The organism is Corynebacterium sp. BF-R-2, from assembly GCF_024586525.1.
Lineage (GTDB): Bacteria > Actinomycetota > Actinomycetes > Mycobacteriales > Mycobacteriaceae > Corynebacterium > Corynebacterium singulare.
The window spans coordinates 152,156-176,826 of sequence record NZ_JAMFTP010000005.1 but is presented as its reverse complement, the minus strand read 5'-3'; the positions used below and the strand labels follow the sequence as shown (position 1 = coordinate 176,826).

The 24,671-nt window shown below is 62.3% G+C and carries 22 protein-coding genes; 10 read left to right on the top strand and 12 right to left on the bottom strand.

The genetic code is table 11. The features are described from left to right. Window positions 1-5 precede the first annotated feature (5 nt). Window positions 6-1,157, bottom strand: coding sequence for an MFS transporter (locus M5J09_RS04950; RefSeq protein ID WP_257157168.1), 1,152 nt, complete (start codon window positions 1,155-1,157; stop codon window positions 6-8). A 70-nt stretch (window positions 1,158-1,227) separates the two neighbouring features. Here M5J09_RS04950 and M5J09_RS04945 point away from each other — a divergent pair, with 70 nt between their 5' ends. After that, entirely contained in the window at window positions 1,228-2,118 is an 891-nt protein-coding gene (locus M5J09_RS04945; protein WP_257157167.1) for a LysR family transcriptional regulator, read from the top strand. Here the strand turns inward: M5J09_RS04945 and M5J09_RS04940 are convergent. From M5J09_RS04940 to M5J09_RS04925, 4 genes are all read right to left on the bottom strand, one after another. Beyond that, window positions 2,066-3,031, bottom strand: a complete 966-nt coding sequence (locus tag M5J09_RS04940) for an ArsA family ATPase (protein WP_257157166.1) — start codon at window positions 3,029-3,031, stop codon at window positions 2,066-2,068. The two genes, M5J09_RS04945 and M5J09_RS04940, sit on opposite strands and share 53 nt — an antisense overlap. Continuing rightward, complete coding sequence (locus M5J09_RS04935) at window positions 3,022-3,279, bottom strand: cory-CC-star protein (protein ID WP_257157178.1); 258 nt, start codon at window positions 3,277-3,279, stop codon at window positions 3,022-3,024. The genes M5J09_RS04940 and M5J09_RS04935 overlap by 10 nt, the downstream gene beginning before the upstream one ends. After that, a complete protein-coding gene (locus M5J09_RS04930; RefSeq protein WP_257157165.1) occupies window positions 3,269-4,975 on the bottom strand; it encodes a carbon starvation protein A in 1,707 nt (568 codons plus the stop codon). Before M5J09_RS04930 ends, M5J09_RS04935 begins: the two co-directional genes overlap by 11 nt. A 1,056-nt stretch (window positions 4,976-6,031) precedes the next feature. After that, entirely contained in the window at window positions 6,032-6,634 is a 603-nt protein-coding gene (locus tag M5J09_RS04925; RefSeq protein ID WP_039672633.1) for a superoxide dismutase, read from the bottom strand. Window positions 6,635-6,811: 177 nt separating this feature from the next. On the opposite strand from M5J09_RS04925, the gene msrA reads away from it, so the two are divergent. After that, window positions 6,812-7,462: a peptide-methionine (S)-S-oxide reductase MsrA gene (gene msrA / locus M5J09_RS04920; RefSeq protein ID WP_042532715.1), complete on the top strand. Its 651-nt coding sequence runs from the start codon at window positions 6,812-6,814 to the stop codon at window positions 7,460-7,462. A 25-nt stretch (window positions 7,463-7,487) separates the two neighbouring features. Here the strand turns inward: msrA and M5J09_RS04915 are convergent, their stop codons facing one another. Then, window positions 7,488-9,329: an alpha/beta-hydrolase family protein gene (locus M5J09_RS04915; protein ID WP_374982101.1), complete on the bottom strand. Its 1,842-nt coding sequence runs from the start codon at window positions 9,327-9,329 to the stop codon at window positions 7,488-7,490. A gap of 141 nt (window positions 9,330-9,470) precedes the next feature. Here M5J09_RS04915 and M5J09_RS04910 point away from each other — a divergent pair, with 141 nt between their 5' ends. Genes M5J09_RS04910 through M5J09_RS04900 form a run of 3 tightly spaced genes read left to right on the top strand, consistent with a single transcriptional unit; the run spans window position 9,471 to window position 12,073 of the window. Next, complete coding sequence (locus M5J09_RS04910; RefSeq protein ID WP_257157163.1) at window positions 9,471-10,418, top strand: L-lactate dehydrogenase; 948 nt, start codon at window positions 9,471-9,473, stop codon at window positions 10,416-10,418. Next, window positions 10,418-11,122 (top strand): glycerophosphodiester phosphodiesterase family protein, encoded by a 705-nt coding sequence (locus M5J09_RS04905; protein WP_239181276.1) that lies wholly within the window; start codon window positions 10,418-10,420, stop codon window positions 11,120-11,122. Before M5J09_RS04910 ends, M5J09_RS04905 begins: the two co-directional genes overlap by 1 nt. A 21-nt stretch (window positions 11,123-11,143) precedes the next feature. Next, window positions 11,144-12,073 carry a DUF5926 family protein gene (locus M5J09_RS04900; protein ID WP_257157162.1) on the top strand — a complete coding sequence of 310 codons (930 nt, stop codon included), beginning with the start codon at window positions 11,144-11,146 and terminating at the stop codon, window positions 12,071-12,073. Between the two features lie 109 nt (window positions 12,074-12,182). On the opposite strand, the gene M5J09_RS04895 is transcribed toward M5J09_RS04900, so the two are convergent. The 3 genes from M5J09_RS04895 to M5J09_RS04885 all read right to left on the bottom strand — a co-directional run bounded on the left by M5J09_RS04895 (window position 12,183) and on the right by M5J09_RS04885 (window position 15,508). Further along, window positions 12,183-13,589 carry an LCP family protein gene (locus M5J09_RS04895; protein WP_257157161.1) on the bottom strand — a complete coding sequence of 469 codons (1,407 nt, stop codon included), beginning with the start codon at window positions 13,587-13,589 and terminating at the stop codon, window positions 12,183-12,185. Window positions 13,590-13,664: 75 nt separating this feature from the next. Next, the gene (locus tag M5J09_RS04890; protein WP_257157160.1) at window positions 13,665-14,366 is read right to left on the bottom strand and encodes a CPBP family intramembrane glutamic endopeptidase; all 702 of its coding nucleotides are present in this window, start codon (window positions 14,364-14,366) and stop codon (window positions 13,665-13,667) included. Then, window positions 14,363-15,508, bottom strand: coding sequence for an amidase (locus M5J09_RS04885; RefSeq protein WP_257157159.1), 1,146 nt, complete (start codon window positions 15,506-15,508; stop codon window positions 14,363-14,365). The genes M5J09_RS04890 and M5J09_RS04885 overlap by 4 nt, the downstream gene beginning before the upstream one ends. 33 nt (window positions 15,509-15,541) lie before the next feature. Between M5J09_RS04885 and pheA the strand changes: the two genes are divergently transcribed. Both pheA and M5J09_RS04875 read left to right on the top strand, forming a co-directional pair. Continuing rightward, window positions 15,542-16,450 (top strand): prephenate dehydratase, encoded by a 909-nt coding sequence (gene pheA / locus M5J09_RS04880; protein ID WP_257157158.1) that lies wholly within the window; start codon window positions 15,542-15,544, stop codon window positions 16,448-16,450. A gap of 10 nt (window positions 16,451-16,460) precedes the next feature. Further along, the gene (locus M5J09_RS04875; RefSeq protein ID WP_257157157.1) at window positions 16,461-17,108 is read left to right on the top strand and encodes a histidine phosphatase family protein; all 648 of its coding nucleotides are present in this window, start codon (window positions 16,461-16,463) and stop codon (window positions 17,106-17,108) included. Here M5J09_RS04875 and M5J09_RS04870 read toward each other — a convergent pair. From M5J09_RS04870 to M5J09_RS04860, 3 genes are all read right to left on the bottom strand, one after another. Next, complete coding sequence (locus M5J09_RS04870) at window positions 17,105-17,452, bottom strand: metallopeptidase family protein (protein ID WP_257157156.1); 348 nt, start codon at window positions 17,450-17,452, stop codon at window positions 17,105-17,107. The two genes, M5J09_RS04875 and M5J09_RS04870, sit on opposite strands and share 4 nt — an antisense overlap. Window positions 17,453-17,481: 29 nt before the next feature. Then, window positions 17,482-18,594 (bottom strand): septum formation family protein, encoded by a 1,113-nt coding sequence (locus M5J09_RS04865; protein ID WP_257157155.1) that lies wholly within the window; start codon window positions 18,592-18,594, stop codon window positions 17,482-17,484. A gap of 81 nt (window positions 18,595-18,675) precedes the next feature. After that, a complete protein-coding gene (locus M5J09_RS04860) occupies window positions 18,676-19,407 on the bottom strand; it encodes a GntR family transcriptional regulator (RefSeq protein WP_257157154.1) in 732 nt (243 codons plus the stop codon). A gap of 66 nt (window positions 19,408-19,473) precedes the next feature. On the opposite strand from M5J09_RS04860, the gene serS reads away from it, so the two are divergent. The 3 genes from serS to M5J09_RS04845 all read left to right on the top strand — a co-directional run bounded on the left by serS (window position 19,474) and on the right by M5J09_RS04845 (window position 24,633). Continuing rightward, window positions 19,474-20,739, top strand: coding sequence for a serine--tRNA ligase (gene serS, locus M5J09_RS04855; RefSeq protein WP_042533475.1), 1,266 nt, complete (start codon window positions 19,474-19,476; stop codon window positions 20,737-20,739). Window positions 20,740-20,827: 88 nt separating this feature from the next. After that, on the top strand, window positions 20,828-22,552 hold the full coding sequence (locus M5J09_RS04850) for a 1-acyl-sn-glycerol-3-phosphate acyltransferase (RefSeq protein WP_257157153.1): 1,725 nt from the start codon (window positions 20,828-20,830) through the stop codon (window positions 22,550-22,552). A gap of 356 nt (window positions 22,553-22,908) precedes the next feature. Beyond that, the gene (locus M5J09_RS04845; protein WP_257157152.1) at window positions 22,909-24,633 is read left to right on the top strand and encodes a glycerol-3-phosphate dehydrogenase/oxidase; all 1,725 of its coding nucleotides are present in this window, start codon (window positions 22,909-22,911) and stop codon (window positions 24,631-24,633) included. Window positions 24,634-24,671: the final 38 nt, after the last annotated feature.

Sequence of the window (24,671 nt, the reverse complement as noted above, 5' to 3'; positions counted from 1 at the left end):
CGAGTTTATCCGTTTTTTCTCACAGCCCAACTCATGCCCGCAATGCCTAGGGCCAGCACGGCGTAGACACCGATGAAGCCGGGCCAGGGGAGGGCGTCGAAAAGCAGGCCGGACAGTGCGCCCAACACGGAACTTCCCAGGTAGTAGAAGAAGACATAGAGGCTGGAGGCCTCCGCGCGGTCATGGGTAGCGATGTGGCCGACCCAGCCTGAGGCCGTGGAGTGTGCGGCGAAAAAACCTATGGTGAGCAGGATGATTCCGAGCAAGGTGGGGATGAGGGGACCGGCGCACAGCGCGATGCCCACCGCGAAGAGCGCACAGGAGAGCAGAAGGGTATTGGCGTGGCCCAGCTGCGAGACTAGCCGGCCCGCTCGTGCCGAGGACCACGTGCCCGTGAGATAGAAGAGGAAAACGAGGCCAGCCAGGCCGGGCGAGAGGTGGAAATGGTGGATGAGCCGGAAGCCTAGGAAGTTATAGAGGGAGACGAAGGTGCCCATAGCTACGAAGGCCACGATGAAGAGCGGAATAAGGCGAGTATCGCGCCCGTGGCGGAAAATGGCGCTGAGCTCCGAGCGGAAGTGAATTTCCTTCGGTGTGAAATTCTGCTGGTAGGGCAGCAAAATCGCGGCGACGATGGCCAGGATGAGGGTGACCAGGCTGGAGCCGAACAGTGCCCAGCGCCAGGAGGTCAGCTCCAACAAGCCGGTGGGGATGAGGCGGCCGGTGAGACCGCCAATGGTGGTGCCGGCGATGTAGAGGCCCATGGCGCGGGCGACATAGTCGGACTCCAGCTCCTCTGAAATCCATGCCATGGCGGTGGCGGGTGCGCCAGCGATCACCGCGCCTTGCAGCGCGCGGGTGGCGATGAGGAGCTCCGGGGTGGGGGCTAGCGGCACGAGCATGCCGATGAGCGTGGCGGCAATGGTGGAAACGAGCAGCAACTTTCCACGGCCGATGCGCTCGGAGATGATTGAGACGGGGATGACGCAGATGGCGAGCGCGCCGGTCGCAGCGGAAATGGTCATGGCGGCTTCGGTGGAGGACATGCCCATGTCCGCGACCAGTGTGGGGAGCATGGCTTGGGTGGGGTAGAGGCAGGAAAAAATTGCCAGGCCCACGAAGAGCATGGCGATGGTGGCGCGCCGGGTTCTCGTCATGAATCAAGCATGGCCTGCCCGCGGTTATGTGTAAAATGTGTCAAAAGCAAGTAAATCATGCGAGGTGTGCATGAATCTGGAGGATGTGCGCGGCGTCGTGGCCGTGGCGGATCACGGTATGGTCGGCGCGGCTGCCGACGCCCTCGGGCTCTCCCAACCCGCGTTGACCCGCCGTGTGCAGCGAGTGGAGGCGGATCTCGGCGCGAGCTTATTCCAGCGCAGCGGGCGGCGCCTGCGACTCAACTCGCGTGGGCGGGCTTTCGTCGCGCAGGCGCGGCGTATGCTCACCGCGGAGAATGCTGCGCGCGATGCCGTGGCCCGCCTCATGGATCCGGAGCGCGGCACGGTGCGGCTGGACTTTATGCACTCCCTCGGCACATGGATGGTGCCGGAGCTGCTCAAGGCCTACCGCACCGAGCATCCGCACGTGGATATTCGCCTGCACCAGGGGTCGGCGCGGGTGCTTGTGGAGCGCGTGCTGGCGGGCGAGTCGGATCTCGCACTCGTGGGACCGCGCCCGGGCACGGACACCGCGGTGGGGTGGCATCAGCTCAAGCTGCAGCGCCTGGGCCTAGCGGTGCCGGAGGGCCACTGGGCGGCGGGCCGAGACAACGTACGCCTCGAAGATTTTGCTGATGAGCCCTTCATCGGCATGTTGCCGGGCTATGGAACACGCATGCTTCTCGACGGCCTCGCTGCCAAGGCCGGCTACAGCCCACGTCTTGTCTTCGAATCGATGGAGCTCACCACCGTCGCGGGCCTGGTGGCCGCGGGGTTGGGCTCCGCGCTCTTGCCGCTTGATGACCCGTACCTTCACACCAGCAACCTTATCCCGCTGGAACCCGCGGCCTACCGCGAGCTGGGGCTGGTATGGCGCATCGGCGATGAGGCCCCGCCCGTCGAACGCTTCAAGGATTTCGTGGTAAGGAATCCGCCAGTGCACTCAACGCGTCCGGAGTAGAGACCTCATATGGCAGCCAGGGGATTTCCACGACCGGCTGACCGGGGAGCTTCTGCATCAGAAGATCCAGTGCCTCATCCTCGGAGGCTCGACGCTGCTGCAGGAAGTTATCCTCGCTGTCCGGCGTGCGGCGGTTGACCACGAGGCCGCCCACGTGCACTCCGTTGGCGGTGAGGTCCTCGAAGAATTCGGCAGTCTCCAGCACCGGGGTGCGGTCGGCGGTGAGGACGAGGAAGAAAGATGTGGTGGAGGAATCGGTCAGTGCGCTGCGCAGGTGTTCAAACCGGCGCCGCCGCTTGAGCAAAGTGGAGCGAATCTCCTGGTTTCGGCGGTCCACCGGGTCCATGGAGCTGGCGGACACTGAGTGCTCCGCTGAGGTCATGCCGCGGACTGCCGCGCCGAATTTATCGGACTTCTCGCGCCGCGCGAGCAGTCCATCGGTGTAGGCGGCCATCAGCTCCGGGAGCGCCATAAGCCGCGAGGTATGTCCTGAAGGTGCGGTATCGAAAACAATGTGGTCGTAGTCCGTACGGCACTCCATGAGTTCCGCGATGCGCTCCAGCATCGCTGCTTCGTGTGTGCCTGGCGAATGCTGGGCGAGCTCCAGGTGGCGGTCAACCTCGCGGTGTAGGCGCTCGGGCATGAATCGACGCATCTGCTTGCCGACGTCCCGCAGGTGCTCCTCCGTTGCCCGCGCCGGGTCAATCTCCACGGCGGCGAGGTGGGGGTGGAGGGTGGTGGGGACGTCGGAAAGCGTGGCGTTCCAAATGTGGCCCAAATTGTGGGCCGGATCGGTGGACACGAGCAGGACGTCCCTGCCCTCTTGGGCCAGGCGTAGTGCGGTGGCGGTAGCCAGCGTGGTTTTGCCCACGCCGCCCTTGCCGCCGAAAAACATGATGGGGGTTAGCAGCATGAAATTCCGTTCAACGGTGAGCGCTCCATGCCCATGCGCGTGTGCCAAGCATGGAAATCTTCATACATGAGCGGCAGCAACTCCAGGGTGTAATAGGTGGCGGGGTTCGGTACACCGAGGGCTTCCGACATGACGAGCAACATGAAGAGATCATCTTCCTCCTGCTGCGCCTTGGCGAAGGACCTGCGGTAGGGCGCAGAGTAGAACTCGGTGAGACCGCGCCCAAGGGCCCTGAGCTTATCGCGCATCTGCCGGAAGAGGGGGCTCGACATCCTCATCGTTCCACGTCACCTGCGGCGGCTTGCGCGCGCGGGAGATGGCAGCGATGGCCTCGCCGATGACCCACACGGCGGCGACGATGATGACGATATCGATGGCCAAGAGTAGCCAGTTCTGCGCCTGGAATAGGGTCTTGAGCTGCAGGACCGCTGCCCACAGGGACATCACAGTGACGAGGACCAGCGGGATGATAACCGGCCACGTTGGGCGACGCAGTTGGGTGAGGATGACCACGATGATGGACAACGTCAGACCAGCCATGAGCTGGTTCGTGGTGCCGAATAGCGGCCAGATCAGCATGCCGCCGGAACCATCGGCACCTGTGGAGAAGGTCAAGCCCAGCGCGCAGCCTACGGCGATGATGGTGGCGACCACGCCGCTGAGCTTGATACCCATGAGCTCGGCAGCCTCGGAGACCACCATGCGCTGCAGGCGCACGCCGGAGTCCATGGTGGTAGCGGCGAAGAGGACAGCCATGGTGGCCAGGATGGTGGCAGACAGCGAGGTGGGGATTCCCAGGCCCTCGTTCATGAGCGAGCCACCACCCTGGACAAAAGCGTCCACGCCGCCGGCATTCCATTCGTTGTAGACGTTTTCCCAATCAGCAACCGTTTTGAATCCGGAGGTGGTCGCCACGATAGTTCCCAGCGCTAGAAGGCCTTCGCCGACGGAACCAAAGTAGCCCACGAAGCGGGCATCCGTTTCCTTGTCCAGCTGCTTGGAGGAGGTACCGGAGCTCACAACTCCATGGAAGCCGGAAATGGCACCGCAGGCAATGGTGACGAAGAGCAGCGGGAAGATGCTTGGTGCATCGCCCGGAACGTGGTCCGAGACGCTTGGGGCAACGACCTCGGGGCCGGTGATGAGGAAGGAACCGTAGAGGATGGCCAAGCCGACGAAGAGCTGGAGGCCGTTGATGTAATCGCGTGGCTGAAGCAGTACCCACACTGGCAGCAGGGACGCAATGAAGGCATAGACGAAGAGCAGGATGATCCACACACCGCGGTCCGGGATACCCATGACGGTCTCCGGAAGGGCCAGCGGGAAACGGTCACCGATGATCATGAGCGCGTAGAGCGCGGCCACACCAACGACGGAGACAATCGGCAGATTCCAGTTCAGGCGGTAAATGGCTTGACCAATAAGCAGGGCGACGAGAATGGCGCCCCAGGTTGGGATAACGGCCGTCGGGGTGGAGATGAGCAGGTTGGAAATCACCACGGCGAAGGCCGCGTTCACCATGAGCAGCAGCAGGAAGATGACCACAAGGAAGAGTGCGCGGCCGCGGGCGCCGATGTAGCGGCCGGACAGCGTACCGATGGATTGGCCGCGGTGGCGCTGGGAGGCCCACAGAGCGCCGAAATCATGCATGCCGGCGAAGAACACGGTGCCGAGGGTGACCCACAGGAAGGCCGGCAGCCAGCCCCAAATGACAGCGACGGCCGGGCCAATGATGGGGGCCGCACCCGCGACCGAGGTGAAGTGGTGGCCCCAGAGGACGTATTTATTGGTGGGGACGTAATCGACGCCGTCTTCCATGGTGTGTGCAGGCGTCGTGAAGTTATCGGAGAGCTGGTAGACCTTCGATGCTAGGAAGCGGGAGTACAGCAGATAGCCCGCCAGCATCATGGCGAGCCCAATAAAGACAAGGATGAGTGAATTCACAGTAACCACCTGTAGAGATTCTCGGGGCAACGGCACAAAGTGAGGTGCCACCGCATGTGCAGGTGATGTGAATTATGCCATAGCCCCTGTGTGGAGGTGCAGTTAATTTCTACATCTCTATAGGGAAAGTTGTGGCGGGTGGCCTAGGTGCCCTAACTGACGGAGATTCCCTCACTTCCTCCGCCCTCATATGGGAAAACAGAAAGACAAAAGCATCAAACGTTGAGTACTAGTTCAACACTTGATGCTCTTTCTGTGAAACATTCAGTCAGTGAGCTGAATGGTCAGAGTAGGTTTTCCGAGTCTATTTCTTTCCATCGTTGAGCTGCCGTGCCACGTTGTTTAAATGCGCTTACGAGGTCGCGAGCTACTGCGGGATGTCCTACGATGTGGCTTACTTTTGATAGTAGTTCGTTACTATCAGTCGCTTCTGAGTTGAGGAAATCTAGGATTTCTTGTCGAGCCCTGTATTCTTGTTCGAAGGTGAGGTCATGGAGTAGGCACGCTTTATCCCACGCTTTATGCTCTTCGGGGGCTGAGGTGAGTAGGATTGCGAGCCGTCCTTGGTTAAGTTCTAATTGGGAAATGCGATGCTCGATATTGTCCATGTTTTTATAGGGCCAGCCAAGCAATAACGTCTGCGACAACCATGGCGGCGATGCGGTGTTGTTGTTTTTGCATGTTAAATATGCTTTTCGTAGATATTGGCAGTGGTGCTAATAATGATAACTTCTACCGAGCTATCGCGCAGGCCGAATTTCGGCGATCTAAGATTGCTTCGGGCACCAACCTTCAACTTCCTCACACCTAGTGAACGGGGTGAAGGAAGTCAATTGAAGTGCCCCAGATTTTCCCATCTGCTCAGACGGAACAAAACCTGGGGCACTTCAGGGCGGGCTCAGGATTTCCGTCAGTTAGGGCCCTTGTGGTCAGGCACGGGCCCATATTGCTCAGTCGCAGGCACCTGAAAAACGGCGAAACCGCGCCGGGCCCTCAGAAAATCCGAGGGGCATCGGCGCGGTGTAGCGCTAGCTGGCCCTAAGGCCGGTGAGCTGCTTACTTGGTGGCAGCAGCGTAACGCTCAGCAACGTCCTCCCAGTTGAAGACGTTCCAGACTGCCTTGACGTAATCAGCCTTCACGTTCTTGTACTGGAGGTAGAAAGCGTGCTCCCACATATCCAGCATGAGCAGCGGGGTGAAGTTCACGGAGATGTTGCCCTGCTGATCGGTGAGCTGCTCAATAACCAGGCGGCCAGCAATGTGGTCGTAGCCCAGAACTGCCCAACCGGAGCCCTGCAGGCCGGTAGCAACAGCGGAGAAGTGAGCCTTGAACTTCTCGAAGGAACCGAAGTCACGGTTAATAGCCTCAGCCAGGTCACCGGTCGGCTCGCCGCCACCGTTCGGGGAAAGGTTCTTCCAGAAGATGGAGTGGTTGGTGTGGCCACCCAGGTTGAAGGCCAGGTTCTTGGACAGCGCGCGGATGGCATCAGCGTTAGCCTCGCCGTTGCGCTGCTCCTCCAGAGCCTCAAGCGCAGCGTTAGCGCCAGCAACGTAGCCAGCGTGGTGCTTGGAGTGGTGCAGCTCCATGATCTCAGCGGAGATGTGCGGCTCCAGTGCGTCGTAGGCGTAGTCGAGTTCCGGAAGTTCGTAAACAGCCATTGTTGAAATCCTTTCTTTGGGGTTCGTGGCCCCATGGTAGGGGCAGATTGAGAATTTGGCCACAATACTTTTAGTCGCCACGCTTAGTCGCCGGTCCGAGGCGGTGAACAAAAACCTGGCTCGCGTACAGCGTGGGAGAGTATAAGTGGTGCAACAACACGTAAAGGAGAATCCTGCATGTTCCTCTACAAGCCCGAACCGAAGCTCGTTTCCAAGGAGCAAGCCCTCCCCGGCCGGGCGGAGCCCATCCTGGACAACCCGCAGCCCCACGCCGTGCTGGGCACACCTATCACTGGCCCGTGGAAGGAGGGACAGAAGTCCCTCATCATCGCCATCGGTTGTTTCTGGGGTGCGGAAAAGATGTACTGGGAGACAGAAGGCGTGGAGTCCACCTCCGTGGGATACGCCGGTGGAATCACCCCGAACCCCACCTATTACGAGGTCTGCCGCGGACTGACTAACCACGCAGAAGCCGTCCAGATCACCTACGACCCAGAGCGCGTAAGCTTGCGCGACCTCGTAGTGAAGGCCTTGGAGGCCCACGATCCGACTCAGGGTTTCCGCCAGGGCAACGATGTGGGAACCCAGTACCGCTCTGCCTTCTATCCGGAGACGGAGGAGGAGCGCGCGGAGATCCAGCAGCTGGTGGATTCCTACGCCGCCAAGCTTGTCGCCGCCGGCTTCGGCGCCACGACTACCGACGTCACCCTGCTTAGTGAGACGGAGGCGGGCGAGTACTACTTGGCTGAGGATGAGCACCAGCAATACCTCCACAAGGTGCCCAACGGCTACTGCCCGCATCACAGCACTGGTGTGAAGTGCGGCTAGAACTGTGGGCTGCACGCGTGTGCGGCTAGAACTGTTTGCGCACCTGCGTGCGGAAGTCGCTCGGTTTGTTGAGCTGGTCGCGTGCGACGAATTCCCGCATGCGCTCCGCGAGCTCGGGGGTGAGCTGGGCGCGGGTCTGCGAGCCGAGAACGGAATCCCAGTACCAGAAGGTTTCCTCGAAGTAGTTGTGGCCGTGGCCGCCGGGAACGTTGAGCGAGTTGATCTGGTCCAGCGCTACCTGCCAAAAGGTGATGAAGGGGTACCAGTGTAGGTTCTTGAAGGTATCAGCATGCAGGGCTGGTGGTGTGGGCTCGTGAATCCAGTTGGGCCGCGCGTAGATGAGTTTGTTATCCCACCACACGATGGGATCGGAGGCGTGCTGGCCCACCGCTACCCGGGGCCGTTCCCACGGGCCATAGGGTTCGCCAAAGGCATCGTGGGTCATGTGCTCAGGGGAGGCGGCGAAGCGGAGGTGGCGGCCGCCGTCGATAAGCGGCAGGCGCTCCAAGGAGCCGCGCTCACGGTGAAGGCGGCGCATGAAGCTCGTCATGCGCGGCGGTCCGGTGAAGACGGCGCCATCGCAGTCGGCGAGGAGGTCGTCGACGGTCTCGTAGTTCTCCACGATGGCGTAGCAGCCTAGGGATTCGCCGCTGAGGTAGAACTTAGGGCGATTATCTTCCGGGAGAAGCTCGAGGCGCTCGTGCACGGCGGTGATGAGCTCGCGGGCAAACGTGCGTGAGAGATCGTTGTCCACGAGATAGGAAAACATTGAGGGCAAGTAGTCGAACTGCACTGCCACGGTGGCGCAGTTGCCGCGAGTGAGGAACTCGTAGGCGCTCACGGAGTAGTTATTGATCCACCCCGAGCCGGAGGGCAGCTGCACCACAATGGTGTTGCGGTGGAAAGCACCCGTGCGATCCATCTCCGCCACCGCTTGGCGGGCGGCGGCCTGCGGGCCGCGGCCGCGAATGAGGCCAATGTAGACACGGATCGGTTCACGTGCCCGGTCATAGTGCATGACCTCCCTGATGTCCTCGGCACGCGGGCCACGGTCGAGGAAAGCTCTGCCTTGGGAGCCGACGGCGGTCCATGGCTCATGGGACCACGGGCTTCCGGAGCGCTCCGGTTCCCACGGCATGGACGAGCCGGGGTAGACCAACCGGTTGAGCTCAAGGGCGTTGATGGATGCCGAACGGAGCATGCGGCGCCACACCATGCGGTCACTCAGGACAGCTGCGGCAAACCCTACGGCGCCGCCCGCGAGTGGCCAGGCGATCCATCGGGGAAGCCAGCGCTGAACCTGATGGGAGAGTTGGGTGACGGTGAGCTGCGTGGCCTCGCCGAGGACTAAGAGAGCGCCATAGCCTGCGGTGCCCACGAGCATGCCGAGGGCTGCTGTCTGAGGGCCACGGTCGTTGAGTTTGTTGACCAGACGCGCCTGCATGGTTTGGTTCCTCAGCGAGCGCAGGCCCGCGATGAAGGTGCCGAGGCCCAAGGCGTAATAGGAGTAGCGGCGGGTGGTAGGGCCGACATGGTCTTGGGGGCGGCGTCCCGCCATGCGGAGAGCCTGCTTGGTGAGGAAAGCCAGTGTCGTCGCGGCGAGGTGTCCAGCGCCTTGGCCGATGGCCACATTCGCTGCCGTAACCCACCATGGGCGGGGCAGAAGGGATGGGGAGATGGCTGCCCACGTGGCAACCTCGGCGCCGAAGAGGCCGGGCCACATGTTCTGTGGCAGACGTCTCCTCCCCGTCATGCGTACTCCGGGGGTAAGATCGCTGACCAGCTCCAGGCTAAAAATTGCAGCGTGAAGGCCTTTTCGGGCGGCCTTCAGGGCGACGCGGCGAGCGAAGTGACGCATGCCCGCCATTGAACCAGCTTTCATGCCGCCGTGCAGATAACCCTGGAAAGGCGTCCGATCGGACATGGAAAATGTGAGATCGGACTACCGGATCTGTGAATTCGGGCGCATAACGAGCAATATTCGGACATTGGGTGCAGAATAGGAGCCATGGGAAATCATGTTGGAAACAAAGTAGTACTCATCGGCGCCGGCGACGTTGGAATTGCCTACGCCTACGCTCTGGTCAACCAGGGCACCGTTGACCACCTGGCCATCATCGACATCGACGAGAAGAAGCTCGAAGGCAACGTCATGGACCTCAACCATGGTGTCGTCTGGGCCCCGTCCCGCACCCGCGTCACCAAGGGCACCTACGAGGATTGCAAGGATGCCTCCATGGTTGTTATCTGCGCCGGCGCTGCGCAGAAGCCGGGTGAGACCCGCCTCCAGCTCGTGGACAAGAACGTCAAGATTATGAACTCCATCGTGGGAGACGTCATGAAGAACGGCTTTGACGGTATCTTCCTCGTCGCCTCCAACCCGGTGGACCTGCTCACCTACGCTGTGTGGAAGGCCTCCGGCTTCCCGCATGAGCGCGTCATCGGCTCCGGCACCGTGCTGGACTCCGCTCGCTACCGCTACATGCTGTCAGAGATGGACGATGTCGCTCCGACCTCCGTCCACGCCTACATCATCGGTGAGCACGGCGACTCTGAGCTGCCGGTTGTCTCCTCCGCGAACATCGCAGGTGTGTCCCTGTCCCGCCGCTCCCAGAAGGACCCGGGGTACAACGAGCGCATTGAGAAGGTCTTCGAGGACACCCGCGATGCGGCCTACCACATCATCGACGCCAAGGGTTCCACTTCCTACGGTATCGGCATGGCCCTGGCCCGCATTACCCGCGCGGTCATCCAGAACCAGGCCGTGGCACTCCCGGTCTCTGCTTACCTGCAGGGCGAGTACGGCAAGGAAGATGTCTTCATCGGCACCCCGGCCATCGTTGACCGCAGCGGCGTCAACCGTGTCATCGAGCTGGAGCTTGATGAGCATGAGAAGGAGCGCTTCGAGAACTCCTACACAACGCTGAACACCATCAAGGAAGAAATCTTCGGCTAGTGAAGATTGTCGCCCACAGGGGATACTCCGGGAAATATCCGGAGTTATCCCCTCTTGCCTTTGAGAAAGCGCTCGAGCTGCCCATTCACGGCATCGAGTGCGATATCCGCCTGAGCAGTGACGGCAAGGTGGTGGTCCACCATGACCCCACCGTGGACCGCACCACGAACGGTTCGGGGCGTGTGTCCCGCCAGACGTGGGAGGAGCTGCGACGGCTGGACATCGGAGATGGCCAGCGCATGCTGCTTTTCGACGAACTCCTCGACATGCTCGACGGCAAGAACCACCATCTCTACGTGGAGACCAAGCACCCCTCGGGCCAGGGCGACATCCTCGAGGAACAAATGGTGTTGCGGCTGCGCTACGCGGGGCTTATCGACGACCCCCGTATCCACATGATTTCCTTCAATCATCACGCCATCCGTCGCATGACGGCTCTGGCCCCACATGTGGATCGTATTTATCTGCGCCGTGATTGGGAACGCCACCTCAACCGATCTGATTTCCTGTTATCCCAGCCCACGGGTTTAGGCATGTCCATTTTGCGTGCCAAACTCCAGCCCGATGCCATCGGGGCACATGGCCTGCCCACCTACATGTGGACCGTCGATAAGCCGGAGGACATGAAGTGGGCGTGGGCGAACGGCGTCGATATTCTCGCCACGAATGAGCCAGAGGTGGCCCTCCACGCCATCGAGCTGTAGCAAGCAGGTAAGTTGTTCAGTATGGCCAAGAAGAAAAAGAACAACGAACAGCTGCCGGAGGGCATGTCCCGCCGCCAAGCCAAGCTCGCTGCCCGCGCCGCTGAGCGCGCCGCCCTAGAAAAGGACCCCCGCCCGTTTGGCGGCCTCGCCGCTGAGGCTAGCCTCGTCGCTCTGCAGGAATTCGTTCCTTCCGCAACGGCGAAGCTGTCCGTCAAGGGTTTCGACAAGGACGTCTACATTGCCACCGTGCTGCCGGGTGCTTCCGCAGCCCTCATCCGCGATGAGGAGTCCGGCGGTGACGCCTTCGTGGGCCTGCAGGTGCAGTCCCACACCCACAACCCAGGTCGCGACCTAGCCTTCGCCCTGAACTGGGTGAAGAACAACGCGCCGGGTTCCACCCTGGAGTCCACCGCTGCGGATGGTTCCCAGCCGGAGCTCTCTGAGCTTCTCGACGAATCTGCAGAGCTGGATATCACCGTCTACCAGGACTTCTCCTGGTGGATGCCGGAGGGCGCGCAGGTTCCGCCGCACATGGCCACCGCCCTGCAGCGCGCCAATGATTCCGTCATTGAGTCCTACCAGGTAGGCCAGGAGGCCGAGGGCTTCATCGGTACCGCTTTCTGGGCTAACGCTGGTGGCGGCAAGGCGCATATCCGCTGGGTACGTCCCTGCGATGATGAGAACGCCTTCCTCAACGCCCTGTCCCGCGTCGCTGCCCGCGGTGAGCTCAACCTGGGTGAGGGCACCAAGTTTGCCGGAGTCTTCCGCACCCACGGCCTCATCGCCCCGGTCTTCGACCTGGACCCGGAGGTTTCTCACGACTCTTACGAGGCCGAGCTCTCCCGCGTGAACAAGGCTCTGACGGAGGAGATCTCCAACGACGCCAACCTCACTGCCGATGAGCGCAAGCAGCTGCAGAACATCAAGTCCCGTCAGGTGACCTTGCGCTAGTCGTGTCGCCGGCCGCGCATCATAGCGTAGGTACGTTTCGATCAAATAGGGCTCCAAAACTGGGGGGAGTTTTGGAGCCCTATTTGATCGATATGACCAGTCGGCGCCCCTAGCGCATGGAATCCCAGAGGGCCTGCGCTTGGGCGTCGTCCCACAGCACCACGTTGCCTACCACGGTGTCCTGGAATCCGCCGATTGGGACGGTGACCGTCTCGACGCCGGAGGACATCGACAGCGCCACGCGCGCCAGATGCCAGACGTGATCTTTCTGGCCCACGATGAAGGAATCAGCGGTGTGGTTAACCAAGGAAATGGCCTTAAAGGGGTTGGCAATGGTCGCCGGTGATGTCGCCTTGCCCAACAGCGCCGCGAAGAACTCGCGCTGACGCTGCACGCGGTCAAGGTCACCCATCGCCGTGGCGCGGGTGCGCACATAGCCCAAAGCATCTGGGCCGCGCAGTTTCTGGCAGCCTGCCTGCAGGTCGATGCCGGCGAGGGGGTCATTGATGGGTTCTTGGACGCAGATCTCCACGCCTCCTACTGAATCAACGACGTTGGCGAGTCCGCCCATACCGATCTCCGCATAGTGATCGACGTGGAGGCCCGTGGCCTGTTCCACCGTCTGGGTCAGCAGCTGGGGGCCACCGTAGGTGAAGGCTGAGTTGACCTTGTCCATGCCAAAACCGGGGACGTCGACGTAACTATCGCGCGGAATGGACACCAGCGTGGCCTTGCCGGACGTAGGGATGTGCAACAGCATGATGGTGTCCGTTCGGCCGACACCGACATCACCACCGGTACCTAATTCTGCCTGTTGTTCCTCAGTGAGGCCCTGACGGGAGTCGGACCCGACGAGCAGCCAATTTGTGCCGGAGGTGGACGCCACCTGCTCGGAAGGCAGCGCATCTATGCGGGTCAGGCGGGAGTCTGTCCACAGGGTAAAAGCCACCATGAAGACGAGCGCGATGGCGATGAGCCAGCCTGCGCAGCCGAAGACCTGCTTGAGCGGGTTGACCTTCTTGCGGCGCCGGTGTGGGCGGCCGTCAGCGCGACGGCGGACACTGCGTGCTGGCGCATCGGGGTCATAACTGCGCGGCGGCGGGGCGGCAGCAGCGGGCGCGGCGCCGCGGCGCGGGTAGCGCTGGCCGCTGTGCTGAACTGGCTGCTGGCGCGGTGCGGACTGGCGGGGCGTGTGCTGCGCCATGTAGGCGTCCACGTCGAAACGTGTCTCCTCCGGCCGAGCCGCGGGAGGATTGCCGCGGTGGGCTGAGGTGTGGTGGCCCTGCGAGCCGTGACGGTTGCCACTTGCGGACTGTGGGCGGCGGCGCACCGGGCGGCCATAACGGTCGCGTAAGGGCTGGCCATCCGCGCCGAGGACGAAGTCGCCGGACTCGGAACCGGCGGCGTGGGCACCGGATGGGCCGGCAGAGCTGCCGAAGCTCGCGCGGCGGGCATCGCTGGGTGGCTCGCCGGCGCGCCGGGTTTCACGCTCAGGATCGCGTCCTCGATATGTCATGGGGAATACTGTACCGCTAAATCACTCCTGCCCCAGTGTTCACAATGCGCGAGCTGGGGCCTTTTCAGTGAATTGTTAAGCGCCGATGAGGAGTGCGTAGCCAACGAAGGCGATGGCATCGATAAGAAAGTGCGCGATGACCAGCGGCCATACTCTGCCGGTTCGGTGGAAATACCAGCCGTAGAGCAACCCCATGAGGATATTGCCGAAGCCTGCTGACACGCCCTGATAAAGATGATAAGAGCCGCGCAGGATGGATGAGGCCGCCAGTGTCGCCGGAAGGGCCCAGCCACACTGCTTGAGCCGCGTCATCAGCCAATACACCACGACGAGCTCCTCGGCCCACGCGTTAGCGAAGGACTTGAGGAGCAGAACGGGGATCTCAATCCACGTGTCGAAGGCTCCCGGGATGACCTCCTTGGTCCAGCCATAGTGGAGCGCCGTGTAATAGAGCGCCAGGCCCGGCAACCCAATAATCGCGGCCAAGGCCGCGCCGTGCAGGCCATCGCGCCAGCGCGGCCGTGGTGGCATTGCGAGGAGATACAGCACGAGTGCTCCCCACGCCACCAAGACAGCGGTGCTGCACAGCTGAAACGCGAGGTCGAGCAGCGTCGTGGTGGACTGCGAGGAGTTGATGGTGACGGACTGTTCGTTGAGCGGTGCGGGGTTCAGCAGGGCATCGGTCAGCCGTAGCATCGCACGCACCCCGGAGGTGCCGAACGTGATGGTGAGGACAATGAAGATTTCCGCACGCAAGCGGGATCGCGTGAGGCTCATGGGTGCAGTACGTGGGCGAGGCCGAGGAGGGAGGCGTCGTCAAGCGTGATGCCTCCGAGGTGGACGCCCACCGGCGGGTGATGCGGCACGGGCCACGGTACGGAGATAGCAGGCAGCTTGGCCACGTTGAACAGCGACCCCCACGGTGACCAGCGCGTCTGCTCGTCGAAGTTCTCCTGGTGCGTGAGCGCGAGGAAATGTCCGCGGTGCGGTGGGTCGAAAGCTAACGTGGGGGTCAGGATGGCGTCGACCTGCCAGAACTTCGTGAGAACCCCTGGCAGGACAATGGCGTGCCAGCGCGCCAGGGAATGCTCAAGGTCGGTCACTCGGCGGCCTTGGGCGCGAATCCACCCGGCATAACCTTCGGCGAAGTCGAGGTCCGCTAAGCGGTGGGTGAAGATGTGCTGGAAGGCCTCGAAGGTGGCGGCTGCCTGAGGATAGGGCGAAATTGCCACGGTTTCGAAACCGGCGCCCTCCAGCCGCGCGGCGGCCTCGCTGACCGCACGCAGCATGTGCGGGGCCACTTCTACCTCGGCAAAGAGCGGATCGGTAAGCACCCCGATGCGAGCGCGCGGCGTGCGGGGCTGAAGGCCGTGGAGCGTGGCGGCTTCAGCGACTGAGCGGGTAATAAACCCAGGCACGGAGAGGTCCTCCCCGGAAGGCTTGAAGCCCACCACACCGCAGGCAGCGGCCGGAACGCGGATGGAACCGCCGCCATCGGAGGCATGAGCCGCGCGGAGCAGACCGCGCGCCACCTGTACGGCCGCACCGCCGGAGGAGCCGCCAGGCGTGTGCCCAGGGTATAGCGGATTATCCGGATGGGGCAGGCCCACCGGTTCGGTATCGACGCGCAAGCCCAGTTCAGGAGTGGCGGACTTGCCGATGATGAGCGCGTCGGCGTCGATAAGCTCCTGCACGAAAGGATCCGTTTCCTCCGCCATGTAGGTGCGCTCGATGTGGCCGAGGCTGGTGGGCATGCCAGCGACGTCAGTGAGATCCTTGACAGAGAGGATCCAGCCGCTTAAACGCCCATGGTGCTGCGGCCGCCGCTCCACATCGAGATAGGTGAAACCGTGCTCCTCGGGGCTGAGGCCCGCGAGATCCTCACGGAGCTGCTCCAGGGTGAACTCGTTAACGTCCATGGCGGCCCAGTCTAGTGGGCTAAGGTTGCCTGCATGAGCACTACCATCGCATTCCTTGGTCCCGCCGGAACGTTCACGGAGGCGGCGATGCAACGCTTCGCCGCGGACCTTGGTGAGACACAGCCCTTCCCAGTCGGTTCGCCCAAGGAGGCCCTTGCAGCGGTGCGCTCGGGAAAGGCAGATTATGCCTGCGTGGCCATCGAAAACTCCGTGGACGGCCCGGTCACGGCCACGTTTGATGCGCTTGCGGATGGAACGCCAGTCCAGATTTACCGCGAAGTGGACCTTCCCGTGTCTTTCTCCATCCTCACCCGCGGACAGGATGCGAAGGAGATTAAGACATTGTCAACCCATCCCGTGGCCTATCAGCAGGTGCGGGGCTGGTTGGAGGAGAACCTGCCGGGGGTGGAGTACGTTCCGGCGGCGTCGAATGGCGCGGCGGCTCAAGCGGTGGCGCGCGGTGAGGTCGATGCCGCTGCGGCCCCAGCGCGTGCGGGCGACATCTTTGAACTGGAATCACTAGCGGAGAACGTTGCGGACGTGGCGGGCGCAACCACGCGCTTCGTGCTCGTCGGCCCAGCCGGCAGACCCACCGCGCGCACCGGGCATGACAGAACGTCCGTCATCTTTACTCTGCCCAACGAGCCGGGATCACTCGTTGGCGCCCTCCAGGAATTCGCGCACCGCGGGGTGGATCTCTCCCGCATCGAGTCACGGCCGCTGCGCACCGTCTTTGGCAACTACCGCTTCCACGCCGACCTCATCGGGCACATCGAGGACCAGCCTGTGGCGGAGGCATTGCGGGCATTGTGGTTGCGCGCAGAGGAGGTTGTCTTCGTTGGTTCATGGCCTTCGGCGGTGGCCACGTCAGCGCCCCAGTTGGATCTTGCCCGCCTGAAAGAGGCCGATGAATGGGTAGCGAAGGCGCGCACCGGGCAATAATGTGTGAAGCATGACCGGAAGAATCATCCTCCTGCGCCACGGCCAGACCTTTTCCAACATTGACCGCATCATGGATACCCGCCCACCAGGTGCCGAGCTCACCGAGCGTGGCCGCGGCCAGGCAGAGGATGTCGGCCGCGAGCTGGCGGAGCTGTGTGAAGGCCGCCGCGTGCGCTTCATCTGCTCGATCGCGCTGCGTGCTCAGCAGACCGCGATGCTGGCTGCCCGCACCTATGCCGAGGCTGCCGATGAGCGCGATGTCCCAGTGGAGGTCCGCGTAGGCCTGCATGAGGTCTTCGCCGGTGAACACGAAATGAGCGGCAGCGAGGATACCCACCGCGAATACATGGTGGCCTTGCGCGGCTGGCTCGACGGTGAGGCTGAGTCCCGTATGCCAGGCGGCGAGAGCTACGCGGATGTACTGGAGCGCTACCAGCCGGTGCTGGAGGATATTGCGCAGGAGCTTGATGATGACGAGGATGTCGTCGTGGTGAGCCACGGCGCTGCCATCCGCGTGGTCACGACCCATGCGTGCGGCGTCGATCCAGACTTCGCTTACACCGGCTACATGCCGAACTGCCGTTTTACCCTCATGGAGCCGCAGGGCCAGCCCTTTGGCCACTGGACGCTCAAGCGCTGGGCGGACACCGAGGTTTAGCCCCAGCCGAGCTCGTGGAGACGGTCCTCCTCAAAACCGAAATAGTGGCCCACCTCGTGAAAGACGGTCACCATGATCTCGTGGGCTAGCTCCTCCTCCGAGTTGCTGATGGACTGCAGCGGCTTGCGGTAAATAGAAATGGTGTCCGGAAGGTAGCCGGTGTGTGTCGCCGTGCGGTGCGTGAGCATCACGCCCTCATAGAGGCCGAGGAGGTTCGGGTTCTCCGGATGCTGGTCTTCTACGAGGATGACAACGTTGCGCATCTGGTCGACGAACTTGTCTGGAATCTTGTCCAGGGCCTCGCCCACGAGCTCTTCGAAGCGTTCCTCGCTGACCTCGTACATCGCTGCTCCTTCGTAATGATTGGGGCCGTTTACTGCGCGGCCACTGGGACGTCGACAGGTGCTGCGGGATCAGCTGGGGCCTCGGAAGGGTTCGTGTCACCTGGCTGAGCATTCGGATCACGCAGGGGGTTGCGCTTGGGTTGCTCGGTGGGCGGGGCGCCGTCAATGCTCAGGCCGTCACGGCCGTCCTTGGCGGAGCCCGTCACGGTGGAGAAGAAACCATTGTTGACGTGGATCAGTGAGCAGTTCACCGAGCGTGAGCCGCCTTCCCAGGATTCGCGGGTGAGCGCGCCCCAGAACGGTTGCAGCGTGGATTGGTAGAGGTTTTCCTCGCCACCGAGGTAATCCATGGCATCTTGGGTGCACGTCTCAGACAGGTGCTTGTCCAGCTCCTCATCGCTTGGGTAGCCGCCGGGGAAACGCTCGGCCACGTTGATGACGGAGACGGTCTCCATCTGGTGCGGCTCGGTGCAGGGAACGGTGCTGATCACCTTATTCTCATCAACCTTGCGGCATTCGCCGGGCTTGGCGACGACCGCCTGGTCCACCTCCGACACCTTGCCCGTGGACTCCTGGGGGATGCCCGCCGAGTCCGTGGTCTGCAGGCCGCACAGCAAGGTGCGGTCGCCTTTCTCCCAGGAGGCTGCTGGCGGCAGGATGGAGGCGATGTCATAGCGACCATCCGGATCCCACTTGCCGTTGAGGTAGCTCACCGTGGGGGCCTCACAGAGCTCATCGCGGAGGGCATTCTGGCGGGTGACGTCGGGGCGCTCGGCGTTGCGACCAAACTCACTGGTGGGGTAGGCGCTCAAATCCTCACGGGCGGAGATTTCGAAGCGGTGCGGCTTATCGCAGCTGGTTTGCTCAAAGCCCGTGGCCGTGCCATCCTCCGTGATATCCCACGTCACGCACGCGCCGGCGGAGGCACTGGTGAAAGAGGCGACCTGTGCTTCGGGGGCCGAAGGATCGGCGGCCTGGCTGCCGTCAACGCTGGGGGAGGTGGACTCGCTCGCCGCAGAATCGGTACCGGTAGACTCGCCGCTAAACACGCCGTAGGCAGCCAGAAAGGCGGCCGCAGCCAAGGCGGCCACGAGGACGACGCGGATGGCGGAGGCGGAGCGCCATGCAGAAGAAGTGCTCATAGAACTCCCCATAGTACTCCCTTCGCTGTACTCGCTTCGTTCCGGCGACTATTCGGGGCGTGAAACTGGGGACAGGGCTATCTAATCCGCAGCGCGGGCGACACGGGTGGTGAGGCGGTAGCGGTCGGTGCGATAAACGGAGGAGCACCACTCCACGGGCCGATCCCCGGAACGGGCGAAGCGGGTGATGTGGAGGAGGGGGGTGGCTGGGGGGACGTCGAGAAGCGCGGCAATCTCCTCATCCGCCGCCACTGCCGTCACTGTTTGTTCGGCTTCTGTGATGGGGACGTCAAAGGTCGAGCCCAGAATGGCGTAGACGGAGTTGTAGATGTCATTTTCCAGCAGCGTCGGCGCGAAGGTGGAGTTGTACCAGCCATCATCAATGGAATAAGGCTCGCCATCGCCCAGACGCAGGCGGCGCAGGTGAGTATGGGCCACGGTGGACTCGGTGTTAAAGAATTCGCACACGTCCTCGGGCGCGGTGCTGCGCTCACCGAGCAGGATCCTCGAGGAGGCCGTGACCTTTTGCAGGCCCATCTCATCGGAGAACGATGCCAAATGGAGGTGGGAGACCAGCGGATTCGGGGCGACGAACGTGCCTTTGCCGCGCACGCGGCGCAGGCGGCCTTCCGCCACTAAATCCCCAATGGCGCGGCGCACCGTAATGCGGGAGACACCATAGGTTTCTTCCAGAATGCGTTCGCCGGGCAGGATGTCACCGGGTTTGAGTGTGGTGCGGCAGAGCTCGGAAAGAATATCCCGCAGCTGCGCGTGCTTGGGCACGGGGCCGTCGGTGATGATGTGAGGTGCCATAACACCTATGATATGCCACTGGTTATGACCACCGCAAAGGTTTCGCTGTGCGCTAAACTGTTCGGCGTGATTGATCTCAAGTTTCTTCGCGAAAACCCCGATGTAGTCCGCGCGTCCCAGGTCAACCGTGGGGAGGATCCCGCGCTGGTGGACCAGCTACTCGCTGCCGATGAGCAGCGCCGCGCGGCGATTGTGAAGGCGGACCAGCTGCGCTCGGAGCAGAAGGCCTTTGGCAAGAAGATTGGCCAAGCCTCCCCGGAGGAACGCCCGGCACTGCTTGAGGGCTCCAACGAGCTCAAAGAGAAGGTCAAGGCAGCCGGCGAGGAAGCGGCTGCTGCAGAGGCCAAGGTGGAGGAGCTGCAGTACCAGCTCTCGAACGTGGTTGAAGGCGCGCCGGCCGGTGGCGAGGATGACTTCGTCATCATTGAGGAAGTAGGCGAGAAGCCGCAGTTCGACTTCGAACCGAAGGATCACCTGGAGTTGGGTGAATCGCTGGGGCTTATCGACGTCAAACGGGGAGCCAAGGTCGGCGGCGCCCGCTTCTACTACCTCACCGGCGATGGTGCCTTCCTACAGCTGGGCATGCTCATGCTGGCCGCACAGAAGGCCCGCGAGGCTGGCTTTACCCTCATGGTGCCGCCGGTGCTCGTGCGCCCAGATGTCATGCAGGGAACCGGCTTCCTGGGTCAGCACTCGGATGAAATTTACTACCTCCCGGCGGATGATCTGTACCTCGTCGGAACCTCCGAGGTAGCTCTTGCTGGTTATCACAAGGATGAAATCATCGACCTGTCCAACGGCCCGGTGCAGTACGCCGGCTGGTCCTCCTGCTTCCGCCGCGAGGCCGGATCTCATGGCAAGGACACGCGCGGCATTTTGCGCGTGCACCAGTTCGACAAGCTGGAGATGTTCGTCTACTGCAAGCCGGAAGAGGCAGAACAGATGCACCAGAAGCTCCTCAGTATGGAAAAGGACATGCTGGCTGCGATGGAATTGCCCTACCGCACCATCGACATCGCCGGCGGAGACCTCGGTTCCTCCGCTGCTCGCAAGTTCGACAACGAGGCGTGGGTGCCTACGCAGGAGACCTACCGCGAGCTGACCTCAACGTCGAACTGCACCACCTTCCAGGCCCGCCGCCTGTCCACGCGCTACCGCGATGAGAACGGCAAGACTCAGTACGCCGCTACCCTCAACGGCACCCTCGCCACCACCCGGTGGCTCGTGGCCATCCTGGAAAACCACCAGCAAGCGGACGGTTCGGTCGTGGTTCCTGAGGCTTTGCGTCCTTTCGTAGGCAAGGACGTGCTTCACCCCGTAAACTCCCAGTAGAACGCTGCGCGCGAGGTTTCGTGCGCAGCGCCCCCCTGTCCCTCCTCGCCGGCTCGGGCCGGCGAGGGCCTTACCTGTTTGGAGCACCATGAGCGCTGTGAGCAACGTTGTCTACCGGCAGATTACCCACGTAGGTCGCGGGCTGACCTTGGCCCAAGGGTTGAAGATGCGTTTGTCGGGTGTGGAGAATATCCCGGATGAAGGCGGCGCGGTGATCGTGTGCAATCACACCGGTTACATGGATTTCCTCTTCGGGGCTTTCCTGGCCTACCGCAAGAAGCGCCTTGTGCGCTATTTGGCCAAGGCTTCCGTTTTTAAGGCCCCCGTGGTGGGACAGCTCTTTCAGATGATGGGCCACGTTCCGGTGGACCGTATCGATGGTGGTGCGGCCATTGTTAAGGGCACCGAGCTGGCTAAGAACGGCGAGCTCGTGGGTGTCTTCGCGGAAGGCACGATTTCTCGCAGCTTTGAGATCCGCAGCATGCGTAATGGGGCCGCGCGGATTGCCCATGCCGCGGGTGTGCCCATCATTCCGCAGGTGATTTTCGGCTCGCAGCGTTTGTGGACCAAGGGCCAGAAGAAGCACTTGGGCCGCACGAAGACCCCGATCCTCATCACGGCCTTGGAGCCGTACTACACCACGGGCGATCATGATGCGGACATCGCTGAAGTGCGCCGCCGCATGCAGGACGCGCTGGAGAGCCTCTGGGAACAGTATGAGGCCGAGTTTGGCCCAATGCCGGCGGGCGAGTATTGGGTGCCCGCGCGCAAGGGGGGCGGCGCGCCGACTTTGGAGGAGGCCGAGGCCCAGGACACTGAAGTGGAAAGCGAGCGCTATCGCGTGCGCAGGCTTCGTGATGACCTGACCAGCCTCAAGGGGCACGTGTCTGCGGCCACCATTGAGCTTGTGCGCGACCGCATGGCGCTGATGAAGTCCTCCACGCCTGAGGCTGCCGATGCTGACGCCGCGCTTGGCGACGTCCCCCCTACCGCCACCACCGACCCCGACCAAGGCAAGGATCGCCCCCGCACCGCGCCGGAGACCCTCGACTGGATCAAGGAGAACCTCAACTCCGTCGTTGAAGAAGCTACCCGTGGCCTGGAGGAAGGCCGCGAGAAGGTCACCGAGGTGATGGCGCAGCTGAAGTCTGACGTTGCTGAGGCTCAGGCTTCCATGACGGCGAGCGGCAAGGAGATTTTTGCGGGCTCGGTTGTGGAGCAGGGTCTGCTCTCTGCAGCGACGCAGTCGCGCCTCATTGTGTCCCGCCTCCCGCATCGCATCAAGGCTGAGTACTCGGCGATCCCGCGCGTGATTGTGGCAGATCAAAGTGCGCTGAGCATGGACGGCGGCGAAGTTTCGAAGCGTCTGCAGGAAGCACTGGCTGAACTGCACCCGCAGGCAGAAGAGCTGGTTATCATCTCGCAGCAGGGCTCGGTGCTCGATGCCGCAGCGCTGGACGCTGTTCCGCAGACCGTGTGGCGCATTGCCTGCAGCGAGCGCGCAGAGGCCGTGCAGTTCAACGATGCCCCTGGCGGCGATGTCGTTACGGCGGCTTCACCGGCAGAGGGGCTCGCAGCTGTGGTGAAGAAGATTGGCGCTGAACCCAAGGACCTGCTTTTCTTTGCCAACGAGCCGGGCGATGAGACCTTTGCCGAGGGTGGAGAGGGAGTTGCTGTGCACATGGTGGCCCTGGAAACCGCGCCCATTGAGGTAGTTAAGGCGGCTCAGGCCGTGACCTATTCGGCGGAGCGCTTCGGAATTGCGGAAGTTCTCGAGGCGATGGCTCGCCTGCAGCAGCCGAAAAAGAAATAAGTCAGGACATCTCCCACTTATTTGACGCAGTCCCTGCCCTTTAATGCCCCCTGATGGGGGTATTTTTCGTTTTGCGATCCTACTGAATTGGGTGCAAAAGTCCTGCTTACCTCACCGGAACCTACGTGTGAGTAGCGTCTCCAGAAGGAAATTGAGGTGACCTATAACATTGGATTTGGGAGAAAACTTCTTCTTCATCCGTCCCGCGCGGAAGTGCGATCACGGTGTTCAACGCTGCGGAATCGAATCTGGGCGGTGGATGAGCAACACTTGCTTTGAGCTGCGCCTTTGTCACTTGAACAGAACCTTCTGGCTCCGCGCAGTAGTAAGCAGCGAGAGAGGAGATTTGGTCAATCATGACCACGACGAGTAACTACAGCTTCAACCCCGAGTATTTTGAAAAGGCCTGGAACGACTATTCCACTGAGGATTATGACGTTGTCATCATCGGTGGTGGTTCCGTCGGCGCCGGCGCCGCCGTCGATGCAGCAACGCGTGGTCTGAAAACAGCCGTCGTCGAAGCCCGCGACTTCGCTGCCGGCACCTCGTCGCGTTCTTCCAAGATGTTCCACGGTGGTCTGCGCTACCTGGCTATGTTCGACTTCCGCCTGGTGGCTGAGTCCCTCAAGGAGCGCGAGCTCAACATGTCCACCCTGGCTCCGCACCTGGTGAAGCCGCTGAAGTTCATCTTCCCGCTGACCCACCGCGGTTGGGAGCGTGTCATGATGTTCGGCGGATTCACCCTGTATGACCTCATGGGCGGCGCCAAGAGCGTTCCCATGCAGAAGCACCTCACCCGCAAGGGCGTGCTCAAGGTAACCCCGGGCCTCAAGGAAGATGCCGTTGTTGGTGGTGTCCGCTACTACGACACGCTTGTCGACGACGCCCGCCACACCATGACCGTCCTGCGCACCGCCGCCGAGTACGGCGCTAGCGTGCGCACCGGCACTGAGGTCACCGGCTTCGAGAAGGACAACCGTGGCCGCATCACCGGCGCTCACGTCCGTGACCTCGAGACCGGCCGCGAGAGCACTATTCACGGCAAGGTCTTCATCAACGCCACCGGTGTCTGGAACGACAAGATTCAGGAGATGGCCGGCGCCGAGGGCAAGTTCACCGTTCACGCCTCCAAGGGTGTGCACATCGTGGTCCCGAAGGACGCCCTCGATGCCGAGGCCGCCCTGTGCTTCGTCACCGAGAAGTCCGTGCTGTTTGTCATCCCGTGGGGCGAGTACTGGATCATCGGCACCACCGATACCGACTGGGAGAAGGGCCTGTCCCTGCCGGATCCGGCCCCGACGAAGGCGGATATCGACTACATTTTGGACCAGGTCAACCAGCGCGTGCGCAATAAGATCACCCGCGATGACATCGTCGGCGTCTACTCCGGCCTGCGCCCGCTGCTGTCCGGCAAGTCTGACTCCACCACCAACCTCTCCCGCAACCACGCCGTTGCCCGCGTAGCCCCGGGCCTCGTCTCCGTTGCTGGTGGTAAGTACACGACCTACCGCGTGATTGGTAAGGACGCCGTGGACCTGGCTGTTAAGGAGCTGGGTACTAAGGTTGCAGAATCCATCACGGAGCGCACCCCAATCCTGGGTGCGGACGGCTACCATGCCTTGGCCAACCAGGTCCCTGCACTGGCTCGCCGTTACAACCTCAGCGAGGACCGCATCGAGCACCTGCTCGGTCGCTATGGCTCCCTCATCGATGAGGTCCTGGCACCTGCCGCCGAGGACTCCTCGCTCCTCGAGCCGGTGCCGGGCGCTGAGAGCTACATCTGGGCTGAGGTTCGCTATGCCGTCACCCACGAGGGTGCTCTGCACATCGACGACATCGTGTCCCGCCGTCTGCGCGTGGCCATCGAGTTCGCTGACCGTGGTGTTGCCGCTGCTCAGCCCATTGCTGAGTTCGTCGCGCCGCTGCTGGGTTGGGACCAGAGCGACATTGAGCGCGAGGTTACCCACTTCAAGCAGCACACCGAGGCGGAGCTTGCCGCCGAGGCTGCACTCACCGATCGTGAGGCAAATGACATTCTCGAGCGCGCAGGTAGCGCACGAGCCACTAAGGAAGAAGCCTAAGCGTCACGGGGCCCAGCGAGGACGTTGTGAAGTCACTC

What these genes read in the sequence shown, in the direction of transcription:
- M5J09_RS04950 (WP_257157168.1), bottom strand. Translation starts at nt 1,157, where the DNA reads ATGACGAGAACCCGGCGCGCCACCATCGCCATGCTCTTCGTGGGCCTG.
- M5J09_RS04945 (WP_257157167.1), top strand. Translation starts at nt 1,228, where the DNA reads ATGAATCTGGAGGATGTGCGCGGCGTCGTGGCCGTGGCGGATCACGGT.
- M5J09_RS04940 (WP_257157166.1), bottom strand. Translation starts at nt 3,031, where the DNA reads ATGCTGCTAACCCCCATCATGTTTTTCGGCGGCAAGGGCGGCGTGGGC.
- M5J09_RS04935 (WP_257157178.1), bottom strand. Translation starts at nt 3,279, where the DNA reads ATGCGCGATAAGCTCAGGGCCCTTGGGCGCGGTCTCACCGAGTTCTAC.
- M5J09_RS04925 (WP_039672633.1), bottom strand. Translation starts at nt 6,634, where the DNA reads ATGGCTGTTTACGAACTTCCGGAACTCGACTACGCCTACGACGCACTG.
- msrA (WP_042532715.1), top strand. Translation starts at nt 6,812, where the DNA reads ATGTTCCTCTACAAGCCCGAACCGAAGCTCGTTTCCAAGGAGCAAGCC.
- M5J09_RS04915 (WP_374982101.1), bottom strand. Translation starts at nt 9,329, where the DNA reads ATGGCGGGCATGCGTCACTTCGCTCGCCGCGTCGCCCTGAAGGCCGCC.
- M5J09_RS04910 (WP_257157163.1), top strand. Translation starts at nt 9,471, where the DNA reads ATGGGAAATCATGTTGGAAACAAAGTAGTACTCATCGGCGCCGGCGAC.
- M5J09_RS04900 (WP_257157162.1), top strand. Translation starts at nt 11,144, where the DNA reads ATGGCCAAGAAGAAAAAGAACAACGAACAGCTGCCGGAGGGCATGTCC.
- M5J09_RS04895 (WP_257157161.1), bottom strand. Translation starts at nt 13,589, where the DNA reads ATGACATATCGAGGACGCGATCCTGAGCGTGAAACCCGGCGCGCCGGC.
- M5J09_RS04890 (WP_257157160.1), bottom strand. Translation starts at nt 14,366, where the DNA reads ATGAGCCTCACGCGATCCCGCTTGCGTGCGGAAATCTTCATTGTCCTC.
- M5J09_RS04885 (WP_257157159.1), bottom strand. Translation starts at nt 15,508, where the DNA reads ATGGACGTTAACGAGTTCACCCTGGAGCAGCTCCGTGAGGATCTCGCG.
- pheA (WP_257157158.1), top strand. Translation starts at nt 15,542, where the DNA reads ATGAGCACTACCATCGCATTCCTTGGTCCCGCCGGAACGTTCACGGAG.
- M5J09_RS04875 (WP_257157157.1), top strand. Translation starts at nt 16,461, where the DNA reads ATGACCGGAAGAATCATCCTCCTGCGCCACGGCCAGACCTTTTCCAAC.
- M5J09_RS04870 (WP_257157156.1), bottom strand. Translation starts at nt 17,452, where the DNA reads ATGTACGAGGTCAGCGAGGAACGCTTCGAAGAGCTCGTGGGCGAGGCC.
- M5J09_RS04865 (WP_257157155.1), bottom strand. Translation starts at nt 18,594, where the DNA reads ATGAGCACTTCTTCTGCATGGCGCTCCGCCTCCGCCATCCGCGTCGTC.
- M5J09_RS04860 (WP_257157154.1), bottom strand. Translation starts at nt 19,407, where the DNA reads ATGGCACCTCACATCATCACCGACGGCCCCGTGCCCAAGCACGCGCAG.
- M5J09_RS04850 (WP_257157153.1), top strand. Translation starts at nt 20,828, where the DNA reads ATGAGCGCTGTGAGCAACGTTGTCTACCGGCAGATTACCCACGTAGGT.
- M5J09_RS04845 (WP_257157152.1), top strand. Translation starts at nt 22,909, where the DNA reads ATGACCACGACGAGTAACTACAGCTTCAACCCCGAGTATTTTGAAAAG.